Here is a 21,429-nt window from a genome sequence, read left to right as displayed (position 1 = left end):
TGAAATAGCCGCATATTCTACCCGTTATCTACGGGCGCGCCAAACCACTGATGATACCAACGCGGTAAATTGTGTTCTCGCAGGCGTCGGATCTGCCTGTTATGTTGTGAAAATGTCACCGATATTTGTCCAGAATGAGGGGTGTCTAGCCAGGTATATCCCTCTTTACCGTAGCGTCGCACCACTTTCGCGGATGGAAAATGCCACGCGTTATAGCGGGCTGCAGAGGCCAGCGCTATTTTCCCTTCGGCACGCTGCACCAACGGCATGGAAGACGAGGTGTTGCTGCCATGATGAGGTACCTGAATGAGTGTAGACGCAAGATAGCGCCAGCGGTGGCTCAGCATTGTCATTTCAGCCTGTGCTTCAATATCCCCGGTCAGCAGGATGCTCTGCTCACCGTCGTCGATCTTAACCACGCAGGAGCGGTTGTTTCCTTTGGCGTGCCCTTCTTCAGGCGGCCAGTGAACGCTGAACGTTAGCCCCTGCCACTGCCACCGCTGCCCTCGAAAACAAGGAAGATGTCCATCCTGGTACAGCGGACTCCTGACCCACATTTCGGGCCAGGCTTTTTGCAGCGATGTCAGCCCCCCCGCGTGGTCGAGATGCTCATGACTCAGGATCACCCCTTCTGGCTTAAGGTGATGCCAGCGTAACCATGGAATGATCAACTGCTGCCCGCTATCGCCCCCCGGCCAGGCCAGCCCGGTATCGTACAAAATAGCCCTCCCCTGACGTTCAATCACCATTGCCAGCCCCTGCCCGACATCCAGCATGTGCAGCGTCCAGCTGTCAGTTTTATCCGTTCGCCACAAGGGAAGTGCGAGCATAATACTTGCTGTCAGACAAACAGCTGGTAGAACTTTCCAGCTTCGAAAACGCCAGCCGATAATGGCAAGCCAGGGTAGCAGCGTCAGATATTGCCAACGTTCATCGACATCCTGCCAGCCGTCCGGCAAGCGAGTCAGCAACCCGAATAACCCTGCCAGAGACTTATCGGCCGCATACCAGACAGCGTTCTCCAGTAACGCCAGCGGGAAAAGATGGAGCAGCATACCGAGAAGGATCAGCGGCACGGAAACAAACGTGACCAGCGGAACAGCAAACAGATTCGCGAGGAATGAAGACAGGCTGAAACCATGAAATATCAGCACCTGCAGCGGAAGCAGCAGGCACAGCATCCCTGTTTGCAGATGGATGAGATTTGCCAGAGGTTTTATTCGTCGGCTCCAGTGCCCGTTCGGAAGCGGTAGCCACTGGTACCAAAAAATTAATGCAGCGACCGCAAACGCCGACAACGCAAAACTTTGCGACAGAACAGCAACAGGATCAAAAATCAGAATTGCCGCCACGCAGGCTAACCAGATCTGCCAGGGAGACCATTGACGGCCGCTAATCCGCAGCGCAGCCACCACCGAGAGAGAGACAACCGTGCGCATTGCGGGCGGTTGCATCCCCGTTAACCATGCATAAAAAGCAGCAAAACACAGACCTGCAAACATGGGGAACTGCCAATGGATAGCGTGGCTCGGCAGGAAATATTGCAGTCCTCTTGCCAGTAACCAGACGATGGACGCCGCCAGCGCGATGTGCAGACCCGAAATCGCCATCAGGTGTATTGTTCCTGTCTCGCGCATGAGATTTTTTATCTCGTGCGGTACATTCAGGCGCTCCCCCATCCCCAGCCCAAGGATCACCGGCCCCCACTGGTATGCTGTAAGTGCGTTTTGCAGTGAGCCCAGATACCGTGAACGCAGGCTACAGCGTGCGTCAACAACCTCAGCATGCGTAAAACGCCCGCTCAGCGTTTGATGTCGGGCAAAAGAATTTTTTTGCGAATCGTAGCCACCGTCGTTTAATTCACCATGTACCGCTCTAAGACGCAGCGTCATAGCCCAGCGTTGACCGGCACACACCTTTTGGGGCAGGTAATTGCCATACAGCGTCACCCCAGTGACGCCCCACCAGCGTTTTCCGTTGAGGCTGACAATGTTTCCCTGATGCATTGTTGCGCCGTCGGTTGCTGTAATGACCACCTCCGCATGCTGCGGCCCTGTCGTGAGATGATTCAAGGGCCAAACGCTCTCCTGCGCCGCTAATACGCCCCAGCAGAAAAAGAGCAACCCGATGCCTGAGAACGTTAGCCATCTTCTTTGCTGCGCGGCTAACGCGATCCCTGCGGCAATCATCATTCGGACGCTCTCTGGCTCCGGTAAAACAGGTAACCAATAGAGCTGAATAATGGCCAGAATGGCGCAAGCACTGACAATGTGGATCCCCATTTATACCTCCCTGTTTCGGGCAGTATGCCGTGAGAGTGGCGTGTCGTCAGAGAGGGAAATATGGCGTTACGGCGGACGCTGCAACGTTTTTAGCGGTTTGCAGAAAAGCCAGAATGGAAATGCGTGGCGTATTCAAAAACACAGACGAGAGGCACAAAAAAAGCACCCGCAGGTGCTTTCTTTTAAACCCAGTTTAGCCACGATGGCTAAAACTCAGTTGCCGTAAATATTGGCGCGATCGCGCAGTTCTTTGCCCGGCTTAAAGTGCGGAACGTACTTGCCTTCCAGCTCAACTTTATCGCCAGTCTTCGGGTTACGCCCGGTACGTGGAGCACGATAGTGCAGAGAAAAACTACCGAAACCGCGGATTTCAATGCGCTCGCCCTGGGCAAGAGTGGTGGCCATATGCTCCAGCATCTCTTTAACAGCATCTTCCACAGCCTTTGCAGGGATGTGCGGTTGCTGACTGGCAAGTCTTTCAATCAATTCTGACTTGGTCATGATTCCTCCGGTTCCTTTCAAACCAATTAGCTGAACAGCTCATTAAACAAGGGCGGCCGTAGCCGCCCTTTGTTATTGATTACAGGACGAATCCTGCAATCTGTCAAGTCTGCTCCTCATCCTTCTCGCTGTAAATGTGTTACAGCGTAAATGATGGTGAGAACTTGATATTACTCGCCTTTAGCTGCTTTGAAAGCTTCAGCCATTGCGTTGTTAGAGAAGTTTGCATCTTCCTGTTTGTTAACAGTTGCGATTGCATCTTTCTCATCAGCTTCGTCTTTAGCACGAACAGACAGGCTGATTGCGCGGTTCTTACGGTCAACACCGGTGAACTTAGCTTCAACGTCGTCGCCAACGCTCAGAACCAGAGTGGCATCTTCAACGCGGTCACGTGAAGCTTCGGAAGCGCGCAGGTAACCTTCAACGCCGTCAGCCAGCTCTACGGTTGCGCCTTTAGCGTCAACTGCAGTCACTTTACCGTTTACGATTGCGCCTTTCTTGTTCAGTGCAACCCAGTTGTTGAACGGATCTTCTGCGAGCTGTTTAACGCCCAGGGAGATACGCTCACGCTCTGCGTCAACCTGCAGAACAACTGCAGCGATTTCGTCGCCTTTTTTGTATTCACGTACTGCTTCTTCGCCTGCAACGTTCCAGGAGATGTCAGACAGGTGAACCAGGCCATCGATGCCGCCGTCCAGGCCGATGAAGATACCGAAGTCAGTGATAGACTTGATTTTACCTTCAACACGGTCGCCCTTGTTGTGGGTTTCCGCGAACTGCTGCCATGGGTTGTTTTTGCACTGTTTCAGGCCCAGGGAGATACGACGACGTTCTTCGTCGATATCCAGAACCATCACTTCCACTACATCACCAACGTTAACAACTTTGGATGGGTGGATGTTTTTGTTGGTCCAGTCCATTTCGGAAACGTGCACCAGGCCTTCAACGCCTTCTTCGATTTCAACGAAGCAGCCGTAGTCAGTCAGGTTGGTAACGCGACCAGTCAGTTTAGTACCTTCTGGGTAACGCTTAGCGATAGCTACCCATGGATCTTCGCCCAGCTGTTTCAGGCCGAGGGATACACGAGTACGCTCGCGGTCGAACTTCAGCACTTTAACAGTGATTTCGTCGCCCACGTTCACGATTTCGCTTGGGTGCTTAACGCGTTTCCACGCCATGTCGGTGATGTGCAGCAGGCCATCAACGCCGCCCAGGTCAACGAATGCGCCGTAGTCAGTGAGGTTCTTAACGATACCTTTGACTTCCATGCCTTCCTGCAGGTTTTCCAGCAGCTGATCGCGTTCTGCGCTGTTTTCGGATTCGATAACGGCACGACGGGATACAACAACGTTGTTACGCTTCTGGTCCAGCTTGATTACTTTGAACTCAAGCTCTTTGCCTTCGAGGTGCAGGGTGTCACGGACTGGACGAACGTCTACCAGTGAACCTGGCAGGAACGCACGAATACCATTCAGCTCAACAGTGAAGCCGCCTTTAACTTTGCCGTTGATAACACCGACCACAGTTTCAGCTTCTTCGTAAGCTTTTTCCAGCGTGATCCAAGCTTCGTGACGTTTAGCTTTCTCACGGGACAGCAGGGTTTCACCGAAGCCGTCTTCTACTGCATCCAGAGCAACGTCAACTTCGTCACCAACCTGGATTTCCAGCTCGCCCTGGGCGTTTTTGAACTGCTCTGCCGGAATGGCGGACTCAGATTTCAGACCGGCGTCAACCAGTACTACGTCTTTGTCGATAGCAACAACAACACCACGAACGATGGAACCCGGACGGGTTTCGATTGTTTTTAAGGATTCTTCAAATAGTTGAGCAAAAGATTCAGTCATGTTTAATCTTCAGGTTAATATTAACGTCCACCTGGCTCCGTGCCGGATGGGGTTGTTTCACATACCCGCCGTCAATCCATTGCAGCGGGGGTACTGCTAAATCGGTCGCGATTACGCGAGTGCCAGTTTTTGGCGCGCATATTGTAGCGCTTTTTCAATCACTTGCTCAATAGTTAAACTGGTTGAATCCAGCACTAATGCATCTTCTGCAGGAACAAGTGGGGCGACGGCGCGGTTACGATCGCGGTCATCGCGCTCTTTTATCTCGGATAAAAGGCGATCAAAGTTAACACTAAACCCCTTTTCCTGCAACTGAAGCATGCGGCGTTGCGCACGTTCTTCCGAAGAGGCGTCGAGGAAAATTTTCACTGGCGCATCAGGGAATACCACCGTTCCCATATCGCGTCCGTCGGCGATCAGACCTGGGGCTTCACGGAAACCACGCTGGCGGCGCAGCAAGGCTTCGCGAACGCGCGGGAAGGCCGCGACCTGGGAGGCCGCGTTAGCGACTTCCTGAGTACGAATTTCCCCGCTGACGTCCTCTCCTTCCAGGATCACTTCAAGGTTGCCATCAGTCGAAACAAAACGCACATCCAGATGCGCAGCCAGCGGTACCAGCGCTTCTTCAGAGGCTACATCCACATGATGATGCAGCGCAGCCAGAGCCAGCACGCGATAGATTGCTCCCGAATCTAAAAGATGCCATTGCAATGCTTCTGCCATCGCTTTGCACAGAGTACCTTTCCCTGCGCCACTAGGCCCATCAATGGTGATTACCGGGGCAAGTGCCGTCATCTTTTTCTCCTTAAATAAGGCATACCGTTTACATGAACGCCGCGCATTATACGCGCCAACGTGCACAACTGTTACCTTTGCGTGCAAATTACAGAACGATAGAAGCAGAGTGTAGAAGAAATGAGCGGGAATGTTCGTCAGGAAGCGTAAGGAAATGCCGCATCGGATGATGCGGCATGAGGGTATCAGGCAAGTGTGCTAATGCGCGCCAGCTGTTCGAAGTAGTCCGGGAACGTTTTCGCCGTACATTTCGGATCAAGAATGGTCACAGGCGTGTCGGACAACGCCACCAGCGAGAAGCACATCGCCATACGGTGGTCGTTATAGGTGCCGATTTCCGCAAACTGCAGTTTTGCCGGCGGGGTCACGCGAATGTAGTCTTCGCCCTCTTCCACCTCCGCGCCGACTTTACGCAACTCGGTCGCCATCGCGAACAGGCGGTCCGTCTCTTTTACGCGCCAGTTGTAGATATTACGCAGCGTGGTGGTCCCTGTGGCAAACAGCGCCGCCGTGGCGATGGTCATCGCCGCATCCGGGATATGGTTCATGTCCATGTCGATGGCGTTCAGCTCGCCGTGTGTACAGGAGATGAAGTCATCACCCCAGGTGACAACCGCGCCCATTTTTTCCAGCACGTCAGCGAAACGGATGTCGCCCTGCACGCTGTTGCGCCCAATGCCGGTCACTTTTACCGTACCGCCTTTAATCGCCCCCGCGGCAAGGAAATAGGACGCGGATGACGCATCCCCCTCAACCAGGTAGTTGCCCGGAGACTGGTACTGCTGCGCGCCGCGCACCACGAAGCGCTGATAAGACTGGTTTTCCACCTCAACGCCGAAGGTTTTCATCAGGTGCAGCGTGATATCAATGTACGGTTTAGAAACCAGGTCGCCCTTGATGCTAATAACCGTATCCTGCGGTGCCAGCGGCGCGGTCATCAGCAGTGCCGTCAGGAATTGGCTGGAAACGCTGCCGTCCACCTCGACGTTACCGCCGGTAAAACCTCCGCGCAGACGCAGTGGTGGATAATTTTCCTGCTCAAGATAGTCAATCTGCGCGCCGCCCTGTCGCAGGGCATCGACCAGATGGCCAATCGGACGCTCTTTCATACGCGGTTCGCCGGTCAGCACAATATTGTTGCTGCCCAGACACAGGGCTGCCGCCAGCGGACGCATCGCGGTACCCGCATTACCCAGAAACAGCTCAAGCTCTTCAGCGGAACGTAATGCGCCACCGTTGCCGGTGACTTCACAACGGGTACGATCGTCAGAGAGAGTGTAATGAACGCCCAACGCTTTCAGCGCATTGAGCATATGGCGTACGTCATCGCTGTCCAGCAGGTTTGTGAGGACGGTGGTGCCGTTTGCCAGAGCTGCCAGCAGCAGAGCGCGGTTCGAGACACTTTTTGAACCAGGCAGATTGATGGTGCCATCTACCCGCGCGATAGGTTGTAACGTCAGGGATTCCATGAAACTAAACTCTCAACTCAACATAATAAAAACCCCGCAGGGATGCTGCGGGGGTGAATAACAGCAAATTAACCGTGACGACGTTCGAAGTCGATCATGAAATCGGTCAGCGCTTTGACGCCTTCAAGCGGCATAGCGTTATAGATGGAGGCACGCATGCCGCCCACCACACGGTGGCCTTTCAGCGCGTGCAGACCCGCAGCGAAGGACTCATCCAGGAAGATTTTATCCAAATTGCTGTCGGCCAGCTGGAACGGCACGTTCATACGGGAACGGTTAGCGATGGCCACATCGTTACGGTAGAAATCGCTCTTGTCGATCACGCCATACAGCAGTTCAGCCTTCTGCTGGTTAACCTTATCCATCTGCGCCACGCCGCCGTTTTGCTTCAGCCATTTGAAGACCAGGCCGGAAAGGTACCAGGCAAACGTGGGTGGCGTGTTGAACATAGAATCGTTATCGTTCAACACGGTGTAATCGAGAATCGACGGGCAGGATTTGTGTGCTTTGCCCAGCAGGTCTTCACGCACAATTACGATAGTCAGCCCTGCAGGGCCGATATTTTTCTGTGCGCCGGCGTAGATCACACCGTAACGGCTAACATCCAGCGGCGTGGAAAGAATGGTCGAAGAGAAGTCCGCGGTAACAACCACGTTTTCACCAAAGTTTGGCTCTTCGTGGATGGCGATACCGTCAATGGTTTCATTCGGACAGTAGTGGAGATAGGCTGCGTTATCAGAAACTTGCCACTCTCTCATCGGCTTAACGCCGCGCAGGCCGTCAACGGTCACTTTGGCGTCGATGACATTTGGCGTGCAGTACTTATGCGCTTCTTTGACAGCGCTGGCCGCCCAGTAGCCCGCGTCCACATAATCAGCGGTAGTTTTGTCTCCAAGCAGGTTGAGCGGGATACCGGCAAACTGACCGCGCCCACCGCCGTGGCAGAACAATACTTTGTAGTTCGAGGGAATGTTCAGCAGATCGCGAAAATCCTTTTCTGCCTCTTCAGCCACCTGAATAAACTCTTTACCACGGTGGCTAACTTCCATCACCGACGTACCCAGACCGTTCCAGTCACACAGCTCCTGTTGAGCCTGTTTAAGCACGTCTGCCGGTAACATTGCCGGACCTGAACTGAAATTAAAGACTTGAGCCATTTCCCCTCACCACGCTAAAAGCCATAAGTTATAACTGTGGATATCGGTTTTATCATTCAGTGACACGCGCCGCAATGTCTAAAACTTTTGACCGGGAAAATGTGCTCATCGTCACACAATACAATCTACCACCTCGCCGTCACAAAACCGACAAAATGGCTGTCAGGTGATACGTTTGGCTCGGCTAACCTTCGTCCATTCCGGATTTGCACAGCGGGGGCACAATTGACGATCGCCCGCATGCATTCCCACAACATGACTACATTTTATGCAAGCATACTCCCCTGTTTCAGGTACAACCTTGAACCTCTCTATCAACATATCCGGCAGGATACACAGGCCGGGCTTAACGTCATCGTCAGCATAGTAATAGACGCTGATCTGCCCGTTGGTTTCCATGATCGCCAGCCGCACCTGACCGAGCTGTTCAACGCTATTCAGACGCAGCTCCATAAAGAACTCAAATTCGGTCATATTGGCGCTTTGCACGTTTTCCCAGGCTAGCTGCCCGTCTTCCACAATGACCACCGGCTTTCCTTCGAAAAAATCTTCCAGCTTTTCGCTTTTCGACATCAGCCACATCACAAGACGGTAAAGAAGCGCCAGTGAGACAAAAACGATAAACACCGGCACCATCGGCACATCGTCGTAAAACGCGACATCTCCCGCCGCCGATCCCAGCGTCAGGATAATCAACACTTCAAAGAGCGACATCTGCCTCACGCCGCGACGGCCGGTTATCTTGAGAAACAGGAAGACCAGTACAAAGGTATACAGGCTGCGCAGCGCGACTTCGCCTAAAAACTCGGGAGGGACTTTATCAAACGCCATCCGCTGGAGATCGAAAGCTTTCATTTTTCTATGCCTTAACAGTAGGTTACTGGCTATAAGCATAGCTCAGGCTTTTATTTTCGCCGGAGATAGCACCCGTCACGCAAAACCCGTATCATTGCGCGCTTTACGTACGATAAAAGTGAACGCCATGACTCAAACGTTTATCCCCGGCAAAGACGCCGCACTGGAAGATTCCATCGCTCGCTTCCAGCAGAAACTGACCGACCTGGGCTTTAATATCGAAGAAGCCTCCTGGCTCAATCCGGTGCCGCATGTCTGGTCCGTGCATATTCGCGATAAAGACTGTGCCCTGTGCTTCACCAACGGTAAAGGCGCAACAAAAAAAGCGGCACTGGCCTCTGCGCTGGGTGAGTATTTTGAGCGTCTGTCCACTAACTATTTCTTCGCTGACTTCTGGCTGGGCGAAACCATCGCTAATGGCCCGTTCGTTCACTATCCGAACGAAAAATGGTTCCCGCTGACCGAAGATGACGAACTGCCGGAAGGCATTCTCGACGCACGCCTGCGTGCGTTCTACGATCCAGATAACGAACTGACTGCCAGCATGCTGATCGATCTGCAGTCCGGTAATGAGGATCGCGGTATCTGCGCCCTGCCGTTTACCCGCCAGTCTGACGAAAAGACCGTTTACATCCCGATGAACATCGTCGGTAACCTGTATGTGTCTAACGGTATGTCCGCCGGTAACACCCGCAATGAAGCGCGCGTGCAGGGTCTGTCTGAAGTCTTCGAACGTCACATCAAAAACCGCATCATCGCCGAATCCATTAGCCTGCCTGAAATTCCGGCAGACGTGCTGGCGCGCTATCCGGGCGTGGTGGAATCCATCGCTAAGCTGGAAGCAGAAGGTTTCCCAATCTTTGCCTATGACGGCTCGCTGGGCGGCAAATATCCCGTTATCTGCGTGGTGCTGTTTAACCCAACCAACGGTACCTGCTTCGCCTCCTTCGGCGCGCACCCGGACTTCGGCGTGGCGCTGGAGCGTACCGTCACCGAGCTGCTGCAGGGCCGTAGCCTGAAAGATCTCGACGTGTTCACCCCACCAACCTTTGACGATGAAGAAGTGGCCGAGCATACCAACCTCGAAACCCACTTCATCGACTCCAGCGGTTTGATCTCCTGGGACATGTTTAAGCAGGATGCAGACTATCCGTTCGTGGACTGGAGTTTTGCCGGTACCACGGAAGAAGAGTTCGCCACGCTGATGGCAATCTTCAAAGCGGAAGACCAGGACGTCTATATTGCTGACTACGAACACCTCGGCGTCTACGCGTGCCGCATTATTGTTCCGGGCATGTCCGACATCTACCCGGCTGAAGATCTGTGGCTGGCAAATAACAGCATGGGCGCGCACCTGCGCGAAACGCTGCTGGCTCTGCCGGGCAGCGAGTGGGAAAAAGAAGATTATCTGAACCTGATCGCCCAACTGGATGAGGAAGGTCACGATGACTTCACCCGCGTGCGTGAACTGCTGGGTCTGGCGACCGGTAAAGACAACGGCTGGTACACCCTGCGTATTGGTGAGTTGAAAGCGATGCTGGCTCTCGCGGGTGGCGATCTGGATCAGGCCCTGGCCTGGACCGAGTGGACCATGGAGTTCAACCAGTCCGTCTTCTCAGCCGAGCGCACCAACTACTACCGCTGTCTTCAGACGCTGTTGCTGCTCGCGCAGGAAGAGGATCGTGAACCTCTGCAGTACCTGAATGCCTTTGTTCGTATGTACGGTGCAGACGCGGTCGAAGCAGCCAGCGCGGCGCTGAGCGGCGAAGCGCCATTCTATGGCCTGCAGGCTGTTGATAGCGATCTGAAAGCCTTCCCGGCGCATCAGTCGCTGCTGAAAGCGTATGAAAAATTACAGAAGGCGAAAGCCGCTTACTGGTCAAAATAAGCGCACATAACATTACCAGATGTAGGCGTATTCAATCGTCTGGGCTATATTACGGGGCAATTTCATTGCCCCGTTTTTTATTTTTTCGGCAATGACTGTTGATTGTAATAATAAAGTTAAATATGGGTGAATATAATAATATTTACCCACGCTTTATTGTTACTTTTTATGGTAAATACTCCATATTAATTAACTGTTTTCGGGAGGCCAAACGAAATAATTCAACTCTTTTCATAACTTTTAAAATTTATTTTTATACGGATAATCAAATACTTACTCCGCATTCGCTGTAAATCCATACACACTGCGGGCCTATAAGCCAGGCGAGATATGATCTATATCAATTTCTCTTCTATAATGCTTTGTTAGTATCTCGTCGCCGACTTAATAAAGAGAGAGTTAGTGTGAAAGCTGACAACCCTTTTGATCTTTTACTCCCAGCTGCAATGGCAAAAGTTGCCGAAGAAGCAGGTGTCTATAAAGCAACGAAACACCCGATGAAGACGTTCTATCTGGCGATCACGGCCGGTGTGTTCATCTCAATCGCTTTCGTCTTCTACATCACTGCCACCACCGGTACTGCCGGGATGCCTTTCGGCATGGCCAAACTGATTGGCGGCATTTGCTTCTCGCTGGGTCTGATTCTTTGCGTCATCTGCGGCGCCGACCTCTTCACCTCTACGGTGCTGATTGTTGTGGCGAAAGCCAGCGGAAGAATTACCTGGGGTCAACTGGCGCGCAACTGGCTAAACGTCTATGTTGGTAACCTGATTGGCTGTCTGCTCTTTGTTCTGTTGATGTGGCTCTCTGGCGAGTACATGACCGCCAACGGTGGCTGGGGGCTAAACGTCCTGCAAACCGCTGACCACAAAATGCATCATACATTTATCGAAGCTGTTGCTCTCGGCATCCTCGCAAACCTGATGGTCTGCCTGGCCGTCTGGATGAGCTACTCGGGTCGTAGCCTGATGGACAAAGCCATGATTATGGTTCTGCCGGTTGCGATGTTTGTTGCCAGCGGCTTCGAGCACAGTATTGCGAATATGTTCATGATCCCAATGGGGATTGTTATCCGCAACTTTGCGAGCCCGGAGTTCTGGACTGCGATTGGTTCAAATCCGGAAAGTTTCTCTCACTTGACTATCATGAACTTCATTACTGATAACCTGATCCCTGTCACTATCGGGAACATTATCGGTGGGGGTCTGTTAGTTGGGTTGACATACTGGGTCATTTACCTGCGTGGCGACGACCATCATTAAGGGTTGTCTCAGGCAGTAAATAAAAAATCCACTTAAGAAGGTAGGTGTTACATGTCCGAGCTTAATGAAAAGTTAGCCACAGCCTGGGAAGGTTTTGCGAAAGGTGACTGGCAGAATGAAGTAAACGTACGTGACTTCATTCAGAAAAACTATACCCCGTATGAAGGTGACGAATCCTTCCTGGCTGGCGCAACTGACGCGACCACCAAGCTGTGGGACAGCGTAATGGAAGGCGTTAAACTGGAAAACCGCACTCACGCGCCAGTTGATTTTGACACCTCCGTTGCTTCCACCATCACTTCTCACGATGCTGGCTACATCAACAAAGCCCTTGAGAAAATCGTTGGTCTGCAGACTGAAGCACCACTGAAACGCGCAATCATCCCGTTCGGTGGCATCAAAATGGTTGAAGGTTCCTGCAAAGCGTATAACCGCGAGCTGGACCCAATGCTGAAAAAAATCTTCACCGAATACCGCAAAACCCACAACCAGGGTGTATTCGATGTTTACACCAAAGACATTCTGAACTGCCGTAAATCTGGCGTTCTGACCGGTCTGCCAGATGCGTATGGCCGTGGCCGTATCATCGGTGACTACCGTCGCGTTGCGCTGTACGGTATCGACTTCCTGCTGAAAGACAAATACGCACAGTTCGTTTCCCTGCAGTCTGACCTGGAAAACGGCGTAAACCTGGAAGCGACTATCCGTCTGCGCGAAGAAATCGCTGAACAGCACCGCGCACTGGGCCAGATCAAAGAGATGGCTGCTAAATATGGCTGCGATATCTCTGGTCCTGCTACCAACGCTCAGGAAGCTATCCAGTGGACCTACTTCGGCTACCTGGCCGCGGTTAAGTCTCAGAACGGTGCAGCAATGTCCTTCGGTCGCGTATCCACCTTCCTGGATGCGTACATCGAACGTGATATCAAAGCAGGCAAAATCACCGAGCAAGACGCTCAGGAAATGATTGACCATCTGGTCATGAAACTGCGTATGGTTCGCTTCCTGCGTACCCCTGAATACGATGAGCTGTTCTCCGGTGACCCAATCTGGGCAACAGAATCAATCGGCGGTATGGGCGTTGACGGCCGTACTCTGGTAACCAAAAACAGCTTCCGCTTCCTGAATACCCTGTACACCATGGGTCCTTCTCCGGAGCCGAACATCACCGTTCTGTGGTCTGAAAAACTGCCTCTGAACTTCAAGAAATTCGCCGCTAAAGTGTCCATCGACACTTCTTCTCTGCAGTACGAGAACGATGACCTGATGCGTCCGGACTTCAACAACGACGATTACGCTATCGCTTGCTGCGTAAGCCCAATGGTTGTTGGTAAACAAATGCAGTTCTTCGGTGCGCGTGCAAACCTGGCGAAAACCATGCTGTACGCAATCAACGGCGGCGTTGATGAAAAACTGAAAATGCAGGTTGGTCCTAAGTCTGAGCCGATCAAAGGCGACGTTCTGAACTTCGACGAAGTGATGGACCGCATGGATCACTTCATGGACTGGCTGGCTAAACAGTACGTCACTGCACTGAACGTTATCCACTACATGCACGACAAGTACAGCTACGAAGCCTCTCTGATGGCGCTGCACGACCGTGACGTTGTCCGCACTATGGCGTGTGGTATCGCTGGTCTGTCCGTTGCTGCTGACTCCCTGTCTGCAATCAAATATGCGAAAGTTAAACCAATTCGTGACGAAGACGGCCTGGCTGTAGACTTCGAAATCGAAGGTGAATACCCGCAGTTTGGTAACAACGACTCTCGCGTTGATGACATGGCGGTTGACCTGGTAGAACGTTTCATGAAGAAAATTCAGAAACTGACCACTTACCGTAACGCTATCCCGACTCAGTCTGTTCTGACCATCACCTCTAACGTTGTGTATGGTAAGAAAACCGGTAACACCCCAGATGGTCGTCGTGCTGGCGCGCCATTCGGCCCAGGTGCTAACCCAATGCACGGTCGTGACCAGAAAGGTGCTGTTGCCTCTCTGACCTCCGTTGCTAAACTGCCGTTTGCTTACGCGAAAGATGGTATTTCTTACACCTTCTCTATCGTGCCAAACGCGCTGGGTAAAGACGACGAAGTGCGTAAAACTAACCTCGCGGGTCTGATGGATGGTTACTTCCACCACGAAGCGTCCATCGAAGGTGGTCAGCACCTGAACGTGAACGTGATGAACCGTGAAATGCTGCTCGACGCGATGGAACACCCTGAGAAATATCCTCAGCTGACCATCCGCGTATCTGGCTACGCAGTACGTTTTAACTCCCTGACTAAAGAACAGCAGCAGGACGTTATCACCCGTACTTTCACTCAGTCCATTTAACTGGAATTGACTGAAATAACGCGTTAAAAAGCGTACAATAAAGGCTCCACGCAAGTGGGGCCTTTTTAGCACCCTCTCCGCCTCAGTCTCTTTTGTCCGCTATCTATACTTGATGGATAACAGCCAAAACAGACTTAACACAGCCGGTTTTGAGCTGTGCATACTCAGGTCCCGGACGGGCCGATGCTGGAGATATCACCGCAATGTCAATTATTGGTCGCATTCACTCCTTTGAATCCTGTGGCACCGTCGATGGCCCGGGTATCCGCTTTATCACCTTTTTCCAGGGCTGCCTGATGCGCTGCCTCTACTGCCATAACCGTGACACCTGGGATACCCACGGCGGTAAAGAAGTGACCGTTGAAGATCTGATGAAAGAGGTGGTGACCTACCGCCACTTTATGAACGCGTCCGGCGGCGGCGTGACGGCGTCCGGCGGTGAAGCCATTCTGCAGGCTGAATTTGTCCGGGACTGGTTCCGTGCCTGCCGCAAGGAAGGCATCCATACCTGTCTCGACACTAATGGCTTTGTACGCCGCTACGATCCGGTTATTGATGAACTGCTCGAAGTGACCGATCTGGTCATGCTCGATCTCAAACAGATGAATGATGAGATCCACCAGAACCTGGTTGGCGTCTCCAACCATCGCACGCTGGAATTTGCCAAATACATTGCCGATAAAGGCATCAAAACCTGGATCCGCTACGTGGTAGTGCCGGGTTGGTCAGATGATGATGATTCTGCGCACCGCCTGGGGGAATTCACCCGCGATATGGGCAACGTCGAGAAAATTGAGCTTCTGCCCTATCACGAACTCGGTAAACATAAGTGGGTGGCGATGGGCGAAGAATATAAGCTTGATGGCGTGAAGCCGCCGAAAAAAGAGACCATGGAACGCGTCAAAGGTATTCTTGAACAGTACGGCCACAAGGTGATGTATTAAAGAAAGGCCCGGTTTCACCGGGCCTTTTCTATATTCTATTTGAAGACGCCGTTAATAACGGAGGTCACAATCGCAGTACTCAATGCGATTAAGACCAGGTCATCCCCCACCACCCGCCATTCATAGCCCGGATAAGAAGGAAGTTGACCCAGCATAGACGCTGGAACGGTTTTCTTCGCAATACCCGGAGGCAGCGGTTTACCGCGCGCCAGGTTTTTTGCAATCCCTGGAGGCAGAGAATCATAGCCCGTTAAGCCGTAGTTCAGTGCCAGATGGCGGGCATGATCGAAGCTCACGCGAGCGTAGACATCATTACCGACATCTTTGCTGTTTTTGAAGCTCTTATCCGATTTTCCTGGATTATCCTTACCGCTATTTTGCTTATTACCATGGTCACCAGAATTCCCGTTGCCATGATTGCCGCCATCACCTTGTCCGCCACCGTTTCCGTGACCACCGCCGTTCCCGTTGCCAGGATTAGCCATGACCGGAGCAGTTGCAAACGTTAAAGACAACACTACGGCAAGCACAGTAGTGGAAAAACGACGTAGTGACATGATTGCTGCCTTATTGTGGTAGGACTCCTGTGAATTATCACCTGGCGCAATAAACAAACAATAAGTAAAACTCTTAGTTGTGATGGGGACAAAAAAGCCTGTCGATGACAGGCTTTTATTTAATCAGGCATGTGCCACTGGTGTTGGGTGCTCGCCCGCTTTGCGAAGCAGCATGAGTAAATAAATAAACGACACGCTGGCAATCATAATAAACAGCAGGTTATCGGAATAATTCTGCATTAACACAGAGGTAAACGTTGGCCCCAGCAGGCTGCCGATAGTGTAGCTCAACAACAGTGCCTGGTTCATCGCCACGAGCTGATGATGTTCCACTTTCTCACAGGCCCAGGCCATCGCAACAGGATAGAGCGTAAAGCCCGCAGCCCCCAGAATAAACAGGGCGGGAGCCATTGCGGCGTTGCTGAGCATCGCAAGACAACCCATGATCACCACGAAGACCTGAACGCGCAGCACCAGCAGGCGTCCAAAACGATCCGCCAGGCGACCAATTGGCCACTGCCCGACAATACCGGCGCTGACCATTACCGCCATCCAGAAACCAATCCCGGAATCGCTCACGCCCTGATGGTTCAAATAGAGCGGCATCAGGCCATAGAGAGAGCCGAGTACAATCCCTGAGATAATGCAGCCGTTAACCCCCAGACGCGCCTGACGCAGTCTCAGCATCGGCCAGACGTGCGTTGCTTCCTGATGTTCACTGTTCTGGTTCACAATGCGCGTAAAGAGCAGCGGCAGGATCGCGGCCAGCACCATGCCCGTTACCCACGGCAGAACGCTCATCAGATCGGTTGGCAGCTTGCTGACCATCAGTTGACCCAGCACGGTACCAATGTAGTAAACCATCATATAGGCTGCCAGCAGGCGTCCGCGGTTGCGGGAGGTACCGCTGCACATCAGCGCACTTTCAACCACCACCCAAATCATTGCGCAGCCAACGCCAGCGATAAAGCGCCATGCCATCCAGCTCCAGAAACCAACCATCAGGCCCAGTCCGGCACAGCCGGCGGCAAAAATCAGCGAAGCCAGATAATAGCTGCGATTAAATCCAAAACGCTTAATCAGGCTACCGGTTAATAATGTGCCCAGCAGGTTCCCGGTAAAAAAGGACGAGCTCACCATACCCACCTGCCAGGTCGGTAAGTTTTCATGGGCGAGCCACAGCGGGACGAGCGTATTTAACACTGCGATCGCCAGGGTCAACAGAAGCAGGCCACAGAGCAACAGAAGCACTGGCCGGGTATAGGTGGTCATGGATTAAAAACCGTGAGGAAGTTCAGATTTCGTGCGCATCATGCCACTGGCAAAAACAAAGTCAATCCACTGATTTACGCGCCACGCACAATATGATCCCTGTCGATTTAAAAAACTTATCCTGCTAATGCCACGCCTGCTATAGATATTAATTATGTATCTGTTTTTATTTATTAATGCCCAAAATTAAAACAAAACGACAGTCGAAAAATTTCATGATTGAAAAAGAAAAGCCGGGCGCTCAGGCCCGGCTCGATAGAACTAAAAACAACGCTAACTGGCGATAGCCATACCAACGGTCATATGCAAGCCGTAGAACACACCACGGCCAATCAGTTCACCCGCCAGTACCAGCACAAAGGCCAGTGACAGCAGCGGCAGCGCGGGCTGATAACCTTTAAGCTGAGGGGCGATCCAGAATACCAACGCCGCGACCAGCAGAACGATGCGCCAGGCCATCAGAGAACCGTAATCCGGGACCAGGGCAGATGCCTGCTGAATCGAACTGTGAATCGTTGCCAGCTCCGCCCCTTGCATCAGCGCAACCACAACGCTCACGACCAAAGCCAGTAGCGAAACGGCAGGCAGCAACCGCATTGCCCAGCCATCCACACCTGCCACACGCAGCAGCAGGTAGCCCAGCAGCGGACCGCCAATAAACATCGTCAGGAAGAAGCTCATCGGTGTCCAGACGCTGTACCAGGTTGGGACAGTATCAATGGTGTTATAGACACGCACCATCATCCACACGAACACTACGCCCAGCACCATCGTCACAATCAACCACAGGTTGCGCAGAGCCGCAGGCAATTTATTCAGCGCAGCCAGCAGCCAGCCCAGCCCGCCAACAGCAAAGAAAATCGCCCCACTGGCAATCTCGTTACTAAGGGACGATGCGCCTACGCGGTTCAGTGAGTTGAACGCGCGCATTGGTGAACCGAGGTGCAGCGTAGAAGCAATAAAGCCAAGCCCCATCAGTACCCACAGGCTAAACATGCTCAGCACCAGACGCTGCTGCTGTTCAGCGTTGAGATTACCCTTTAACAGCGCCAGCGCGAGCACAATAAAGCCACCCGCAACACACTGCCCAAAGACCGTGAAGATCATCAGCGGCCATTCATGCCATCCACTTCCCATCTCACACCTCCTTCGGGTTTGCCAGATAGCCGGTGGTATCACCTGTAGGACGGCTGTTGGCGTTAGGTTTAATGACAATACTCGGTTTGGTGAAGTGTGCGGACGGCAGCGGCGCGACGGCAGCAAGCTGGCCGTGTTTTTTACGCAGCTCTTCAATCGGGCCAAAGTCCAGCGCGCGCAGCGGGCAGGATTCCACGCAGATCGGCTTTTTACCGTCGGCCACGCGGGAGTGGCAGCCGTCGCACTTGGTCATATGACCTTTTGCTTCGTTGTACTGCGGCGCACCGTACGGACACGCCATGTGGCAATAGCGGCAGCCGATGCAGACATCTTCGTCCACTACCACAAAGCCGTCTTCACGCTTGTGCATCGCACCGCTCGGACAGACTTTGGTACAAGCCGGATCTTCGCAGTGGTTGCACGCAATCGACAGGTAGTAGGCAAAGACGTTTTGATGCCAGACGCCGTTATCTTCCTGCCAGTCGCCACCGGCGTATTCGTAAATACGGCGGAAGCTCACGTCCGGTGTCAGGTCTTTGTAATCTTTGCAGGCCAGCTCGCAGGTTTTACACCCTGTGCAGCGGCTGGAATCAATAAAAAATCCATACTGGGTTGTCATCGGTTACTCCTTACACCTTTTCAACCTGAACAAGGTTCGTGTGGGACGGGTTGCCCTTCGCCAGTGGCGACGGCCGCTGTGTGGTCAGTACGTTAATACTGCCCGCCTGGTCAATACGGTTTGCATCCGGGTTATACCAGGCCCCTTCCCCCAGCGCGACAACGCCAGGCATCATGCGCGGAGTGACTTTGGCTTCGATATGTACCTCACCACGACCATTGAAGATACGCACGCGGTCACCATTGTTTATTCCACGTGCTTTGGCATCCATCGGGTTGATCCACATCTCCTGGCGGCACGCGGCTTTCAGTACGTCGACGTTGCCGTAGGTTGAGTGGACGCGGGCCTTGTAATGGAAACCGGTCAGCTGCAGCGGGAATTTCGCGGTAAGCGGATCGTTGTAGTTTTCGAAACCCGGCGTGTAGATTGGCAGTGGATCGATAACATCCCCTTCCGGCAGCTCCCAGGTGGAGGCAATTTTTGCCAGCTCTTCGGAGTAAATTTCGATTTTGCCCGATGGCGTGGTCAGCGGGTTAGCCTGTGGATCTTCGCGGAAGGCTTTGTACGCCACGTGGTGCCCTTCCGGATCGCGCTGTTTGTACATACCCTGCTTGCGGAAGGTATCGAAATCCGGCAGGTCAGGGATAGCGTTACGAGAGAGCTCGTGCAGATGGCGCATCCACCCTTCCTGAGTCCGTCCCTCGGTAAACTGCTGCTCAACGCCAAGACGTTTCGCCAGCTCAGAGGTCATCTCATAGATGGTTTTGCACTCGAAGCGCGGTTTAATTGCCTGGTCGGTAAAGATCACGTAGGACATGTTGCCGCAGGAGGCGTCCAGCGCGAAATCCATCTGCTCGGAGGCGGTGCAGTCCGGCAGCAGGATATCGGCATATTTCGCCGACGACGTCATGTGGCAGTCGATCACCACAATCATCTCGCACTTCTTGTCATCCTGCAGGATTTCATGGGTACGGTTGATTTCGGAGTGCTGGTTGATGAGACAGTTACCGGCATAGTTCCAGATCATCTTGATCGGCACGTCCAGCTTGTCCTTGCCACGCACGCCGTCGCGCAGGGCGGTCATTTCCGGACCACGTTCAATCGCATCCGTCCACATAAACATGGAGATGCTGGTCTGAACAGGGTTATCCAGGGTTGGCATCCGTTCAAACGGCACTTCATATGAACCTTCACGCGCGCCGGTGTTACCGCCGTGAATGCCGACGTTGCCGGTCAGAATGGAGAGCATGGAGATGGCGCGGGTCGCAATTTCACCGTTTGCATGACGCTGCGGTCCCCAGCCCTGGCTGATGTAGGCCGGTTTAGCTGAGCCAATCTCACGCGCCAGCTGGACAATACGCTCCACCGGGATCCCGGTGATGGTGGACGCCCACTCTGGCGTTTTCGCTACGCCGTCGCTGCCCTGTCCGAGAATATAAGCCTTGTAGTGACCGTTAGCAGGCGCACTGGCGGGCAGCGTTTTCTCGTCATAACCGACGCAGTATTTATCCAGGAAAGGCTGATCGACGAGGTTTTCGGTGATCATCACCCACGCCAGCGCGGAGACCAGCGCCGCATCGGTACCCGGACGGATTGGGATCCACTCATCCTCACGCCCTGCACCGGTGTCGGTGTAGCGCGGATCGATGATGATCATGCGTGCATTGGATTTGGCGCGCGCCTGTTCGAGGTAGTAAGTCACCCCGCCGCCGCTCATGCGGGTTTCGCCCGGATTGTTACCGAACAGGACGACCAGCTTACTGTTTTCGATATCGGACGGGCTATTGCCGTCGGCCCACCCACCGTAGGTGTAGTTGAGACCCGCAGCAATCTGCGCGGAAGAGTAGTCACCGTAGTGGTTGAGATAACCGCCGCAGCAGTTCATCAGGCGCGCCACCAGCGTTTTTCCCGGTGGCCAGGAGCGAGTCAGCGTGCCGCCGAGCGTCCCGGTGCCGTAGTTCAGGTAGATGGACTCGTTGCCATACTCCTTGATCAGACGCTGCATGTTGGTCGCGATAATATCGTAGGCTTCGTCCCAGCTAATGCGCTCGAACTTCCCTTCCCCACGCTTACCGACACGCTTCATCGGGTATTTAAGACGATCCGGGTTATAGACGCGGCGACGCATGGAGCGCCCGCGCAGGCAGGCGCGAACCTGATGTAACCCTTCATAGTTATCGTCCCCGGTATTATCGGTTTCGACATATTTAATTTCGCCGTCCACCACATGCATGCGTAATGGACAACGACTACCGCAGTTTACGGTACAGGCACTCCACACTACTTTTTCCGGTGCTGTAGCCGGGGATAACGCATCCGCAGCCGAAGCCAGCCGTGTAAAAGGGAGCGTGAAGGCGCTGCTGGCTACAGCCAGGCCGCCAATTGCCGTGGTTTTCATCAACCCACGGCGAGTGACCTCGGCAGCCATTAACGCTTCAGGCGCTTTGATTTTCATAAAGACTCACTTTGGTTGCTCACAAAGAAAAGAGAGGCGGCGTAGACCGCTATATAGT

General features: G+C 53.1%; 16 protein-coding genes. 4 read left to right on the top strand and 12 right to left on the bottom strand.

What is annotated here, in order from left to right:
* Positions 1-17: 17 nt before the first annotated feature.
* The 7 genes from N2K86_RS07325 to N2K86_RS07295 all read right to left on the bottom strand — a co-directional run bounded on the left by N2K86_RS07325 (position 18) and on the right by N2K86_RS07295 (position 8,903).
* Positions 18-2,282: a ComEC family protein gene (locus tag N2K86_RS07325; RefSeq protein ID WP_260660990.1), complete on the bottom strand. Its 2,265-nt coding sequence runs from the start codon at positions 2,280-2,282 to the stop codon at positions 18-20.
* Positions 2,283-2,495: 213 nt separating this feature from the next.
* Positions 2,496-2,783 (bottom strand): integration host factor subunit beta, encoded by a 288-nt coding sequence (gene ihfB, locus N2K86_RS07320; RefSeq protein WP_003858233.1) that lies wholly within the window; start codon positions 2,781-2,783, stop codon positions 2,496-2,498.
* A gap of 170 nt (positions 2,784-2,953) precedes the next feature.
* Positions 2,954-4,627 (bottom strand): 30S ribosomal protein S1, encoded by a 1,674-nt coding sequence (rpsA, locus tag N2K86_RS07315; RefSeq protein WP_010429251.1) that lies wholly within the window; start codon positions 4,625-4,627, stop codon positions 2,954-2,956.
* Between the two features lie 111 nt (positions 4,628-4,738).
* Positions 4,739-5,422, bottom strand: a complete 684-nt coding sequence (gene cmk, locus N2K86_RS07310) for a (d)CMP kinase (protein ID WP_010429248.1) — start codon at positions 5,420-5,422, stop codon at positions 4,739-4,741.
* A gap of 185 nt (positions 5,423-5,607) precedes the next feature.
* Positions 5,608-6,891, bottom strand: a complete 1,284-nt coding sequence (gene aroA, locus N2K86_RS07305) for a 3-phosphoshikimate 1-carboxyvinyltransferase (RefSeq protein ID WP_260660989.1) — start codon at positions 6,889-6,891, stop codon at positions 5,608-5,610.
* Between the two features lie 68 nt (positions 6,892-6,959).
* Positions 6,960-8,048 carry a 3-phosphoserine/phosphohydroxythreonine transaminase gene (serC, locus tag N2K86_RS07300; protein ID WP_260660988.1) on the bottom strand — a complete coding sequence of 363 codons (1,089 nt, stop codon included), beginning with the start codon at positions 8,046-8,048 and terminating at the stop codon, positions 6,960-6,962.
* A 162-nt stretch (positions 8,049-8,210) separates the two neighbouring features.
* The gene (locus tag N2K86_RS07295) at positions 8,211-8,903 is read right to left on the bottom strand and encodes a DUF421 domain-containing protein (protein WP_260660987.1); all 693 of its coding nucleotides are present in this window, start codon (positions 8,901-8,903) and stop codon (positions 8,211-8,213) included.
* Between the two features lie 127 nt (positions 8,904-9,030).
* Between N2K86_RS07295 and ycaO the strand changes: the two genes are divergently transcribed.
* The 4 genes from ycaO (at position 9,031) to pflA (ending at position 15,331) form a co-directional block, all read left to right on the top strand.
* On the top strand, positions 9,031-10,791 hold the full coding sequence (gene ycaO, locus N2K86_RS07290) for a 30S ribosomal protein S12 methylthiotransferase accessory factor YcaO (RefSeq protein ID WP_260660986.1): 1,761 nt from the start codon (positions 9,031-9,033) through the stop codon (positions 10,789-10,791).
* A gap of 404 nt (positions 10,792-11,195) precedes the next feature.
* Entirely contained in the window at positions 11,196-12,053 is an 858-nt protein-coding gene (focA, locus tag N2K86_RS07285; RefSeq protein ID WP_260660985.1) for a formate transporter FocA, read from the top strand.
* 51 nt (positions 12,054-12,104) lie between these two features.
* Positions 12,105-14,387 carry a formate C-acetyltransferase gene (gene pflB, locus N2K86_RS07280; RefSeq protein ID WP_089597765.1) on the top strand — a complete coding sequence of 761 codons (2,283 nt, stop codon included), beginning with the start codon at positions 12,105-12,107 and terminating at the stop codon, positions 14,385-14,387.
* Positions 14,388-14,590: 203 nt separating this feature from the next.
* Complete coding sequence (gene pflA, locus N2K86_RS07275) at positions 14,591-15,331, top strand: pyruvate formate lyase 1-activating protein (protein WP_010429226.1); 741 nt, start codon at positions 14,591-14,593, stop codon at positions 15,329-15,331.
* A 35-nt stretch (positions 15,332-15,366) separates the two neighbouring features.
* On the opposite strand, the gene N2K86_RS07270 is transcribed toward pflA, so the two are convergent.
* From N2K86_RS07270 to dmsA, 5 genes are all read right to left on the bottom strand, one after another.
* A complete protein-coding gene (locus N2K86_RS07270) occupies positions 15,367-15,888 on the bottom strand; it encodes an RcnB family protein (RefSeq protein WP_260660984.1) in 522 nt (173 codons plus the stop codon).
* A gap of 123 nt (positions 15,889-16,011) precedes the next feature.
* Entirely contained in the window at positions 16,012-17,160 is a 1,149-nt protein-coding gene (locus tag N2K86_RS07265; RefSeq protein ID WP_260660983.1) for an MFS transporter, read from the bottom strand.
* A gap of 273 nt (positions 17,161-17,433) precedes the next feature.
* Entirely contained in the window at positions 17,434-18,297 is an 864-nt protein-coding gene (locus N2K86_RS07260; RefSeq protein ID WP_260660982.1) for a dimethyl sulfoxide reductase anchor subunit family protein, read from the bottom strand.
* Between the two features lies 1 nt (position 18,298).
* A complete protein-coding gene (gene dmsB / locus N2K86_RS07255; RefSeq protein ID WP_089597769.1) occupies positions 18,299-18,916 on the bottom strand; it encodes a dimethylsulfoxide reductase iron-sulfur subunit DmsB in 618 nt (205 codons plus the stop codon).
* 10 nt (positions 18,917-18,926) lie between these two features.
* The gene (dmsA, locus tag N2K86_RS07250) at positions 18,927-21,371 is read right to left on the bottom strand and encodes a dimethylsulfoxide reductase subunit A (protein WP_238460355.1); all 2,445 of its coding nucleotides are present in this window, start codon (positions 21,369-21,371) and stop codon (positions 18,927-18,929) included.
* Between the last annotated feature and the right edge of the window lie 58 nt (positions 21,372-21,429).

This window comes from Enterobacter mori (genome assembly GCF_025244905.1).
Lineage (GTDB): Bacteria > Pseudomonadota > Gammaproteobacteria > Enterobacterales > Enterobacteriaceae > Enterobacter > Enterobacter mori_A.
Note: the sequence above shows the minus strand (reverse complement) of the source record. Positions and strands in the feature narration are given on the sequence as shown.

What these genes read in the sequence shown, in the direction of transcription:
- N2K86_RS07295 (WP_260660987.1), bottom strand. Translation starts at nt 8,903, where the DNA reads ATGAAAGCTTTCGATCTCCAGCGGATGGCGTTTGATAAAGTCCCTCCC.
- serC (WP_260660988.1), bottom strand. Translation starts at nt 8,048, where the DNA reads ATGGCTCAAGTCTTTAATTTCAGTTCAGGTCCGGCAATGTTACCGGCA.
- N2K86_RS07270 (WP_260660984.1), bottom strand. Translation starts at nt 15,888, where the DNA reads ATGTCACTACGTCGTTTTTCCACTACTGTGCTTGCCGTAGTGTTGTCT.
- N2K86_RS07325 (WP_260660990.1), bottom strand. Translation starts at nt 2,282, where the DNA reads ATGGGGATCCACATTGTCAGTGCTTGCGCCATTCTGGCCATTATTCAG.
- N2K86_RS07260 (WP_260660982.1), bottom strand. Translation starts at nt 18,297, where the DNA reads ATGGGAAGTGGATGGCATGAATGGCCGCTGATGATCTTCACGGTCTTT.
- N2K86_RS07265 (WP_260660983.1), bottom strand. Translation starts at nt 17,160, where the DNA reads ATGACCACCTATACCCGGCCAGTGCTTCTGTTGCTCTGTGGCCTGCTT.
- ihfB (WP_003858233.1), bottom strand. Translation starts at nt 2,783, where the DNA reads ATGACCAAGTCAGAATTGATTGAAAGACTTGCCAGTCAGCAACCGCAC.
- ycaO (WP_260660986.1), top strand. Translation starts at nt 9,031, where the DNA reads ATGACTCAAACGTTTATCCCCGGCAAAGACGCCGCACTGGAAGATTCC.
- cmk (WP_010429248.1), bottom strand. Translation starts at nt 5,422, where the DNA reads ATGACGGCACTTGCCCCGGTAATCACCATTGATGGGCCTAGTGGCGCA.
- dmsA (WP_238460355.1), bottom strand. Translation starts at nt 21,371, where the DNA reads ATGAAAATCAAAGCGCCTGAAGCGTTAATGGCTGCCGAGGTCACTCGC.
- rpsA (WP_010429251.1), bottom strand. Translation starts at nt 4,627, where the DNA reads ATGACTGAATCTTTTGCTCAACTATTTGAAGAATCCTTAAAAACAATC.
- aroA (WP_260660989.1), bottom strand. Translation starts at nt 6,891, where the DNA reads ATGGAATCCCTGACGTTACAACCTATCGCGCGGGTAGATGGCACCATC.
- dmsB (WP_089597769.1), bottom strand. Translation starts at nt 18,916, where the DNA reads ATGACAACCCAGTATGGATTTTTTATTGATTCCAGCCGCTGCACAGGG.
- pflA (WP_010429226.1), top strand. Translation starts at nt 14,591, where the DNA reads ATGTCAATTATTGGTCGCATTCACTCCTTTGAATCCTGTGGCACCGTC.
- pflB (WP_089597765.1), top strand. Translation starts at nt 12,105, where the DNA reads ATGTCCGAGCTTAATGAAAAGTTAGCCACAGCCTGGGAAGGTTTTGCG.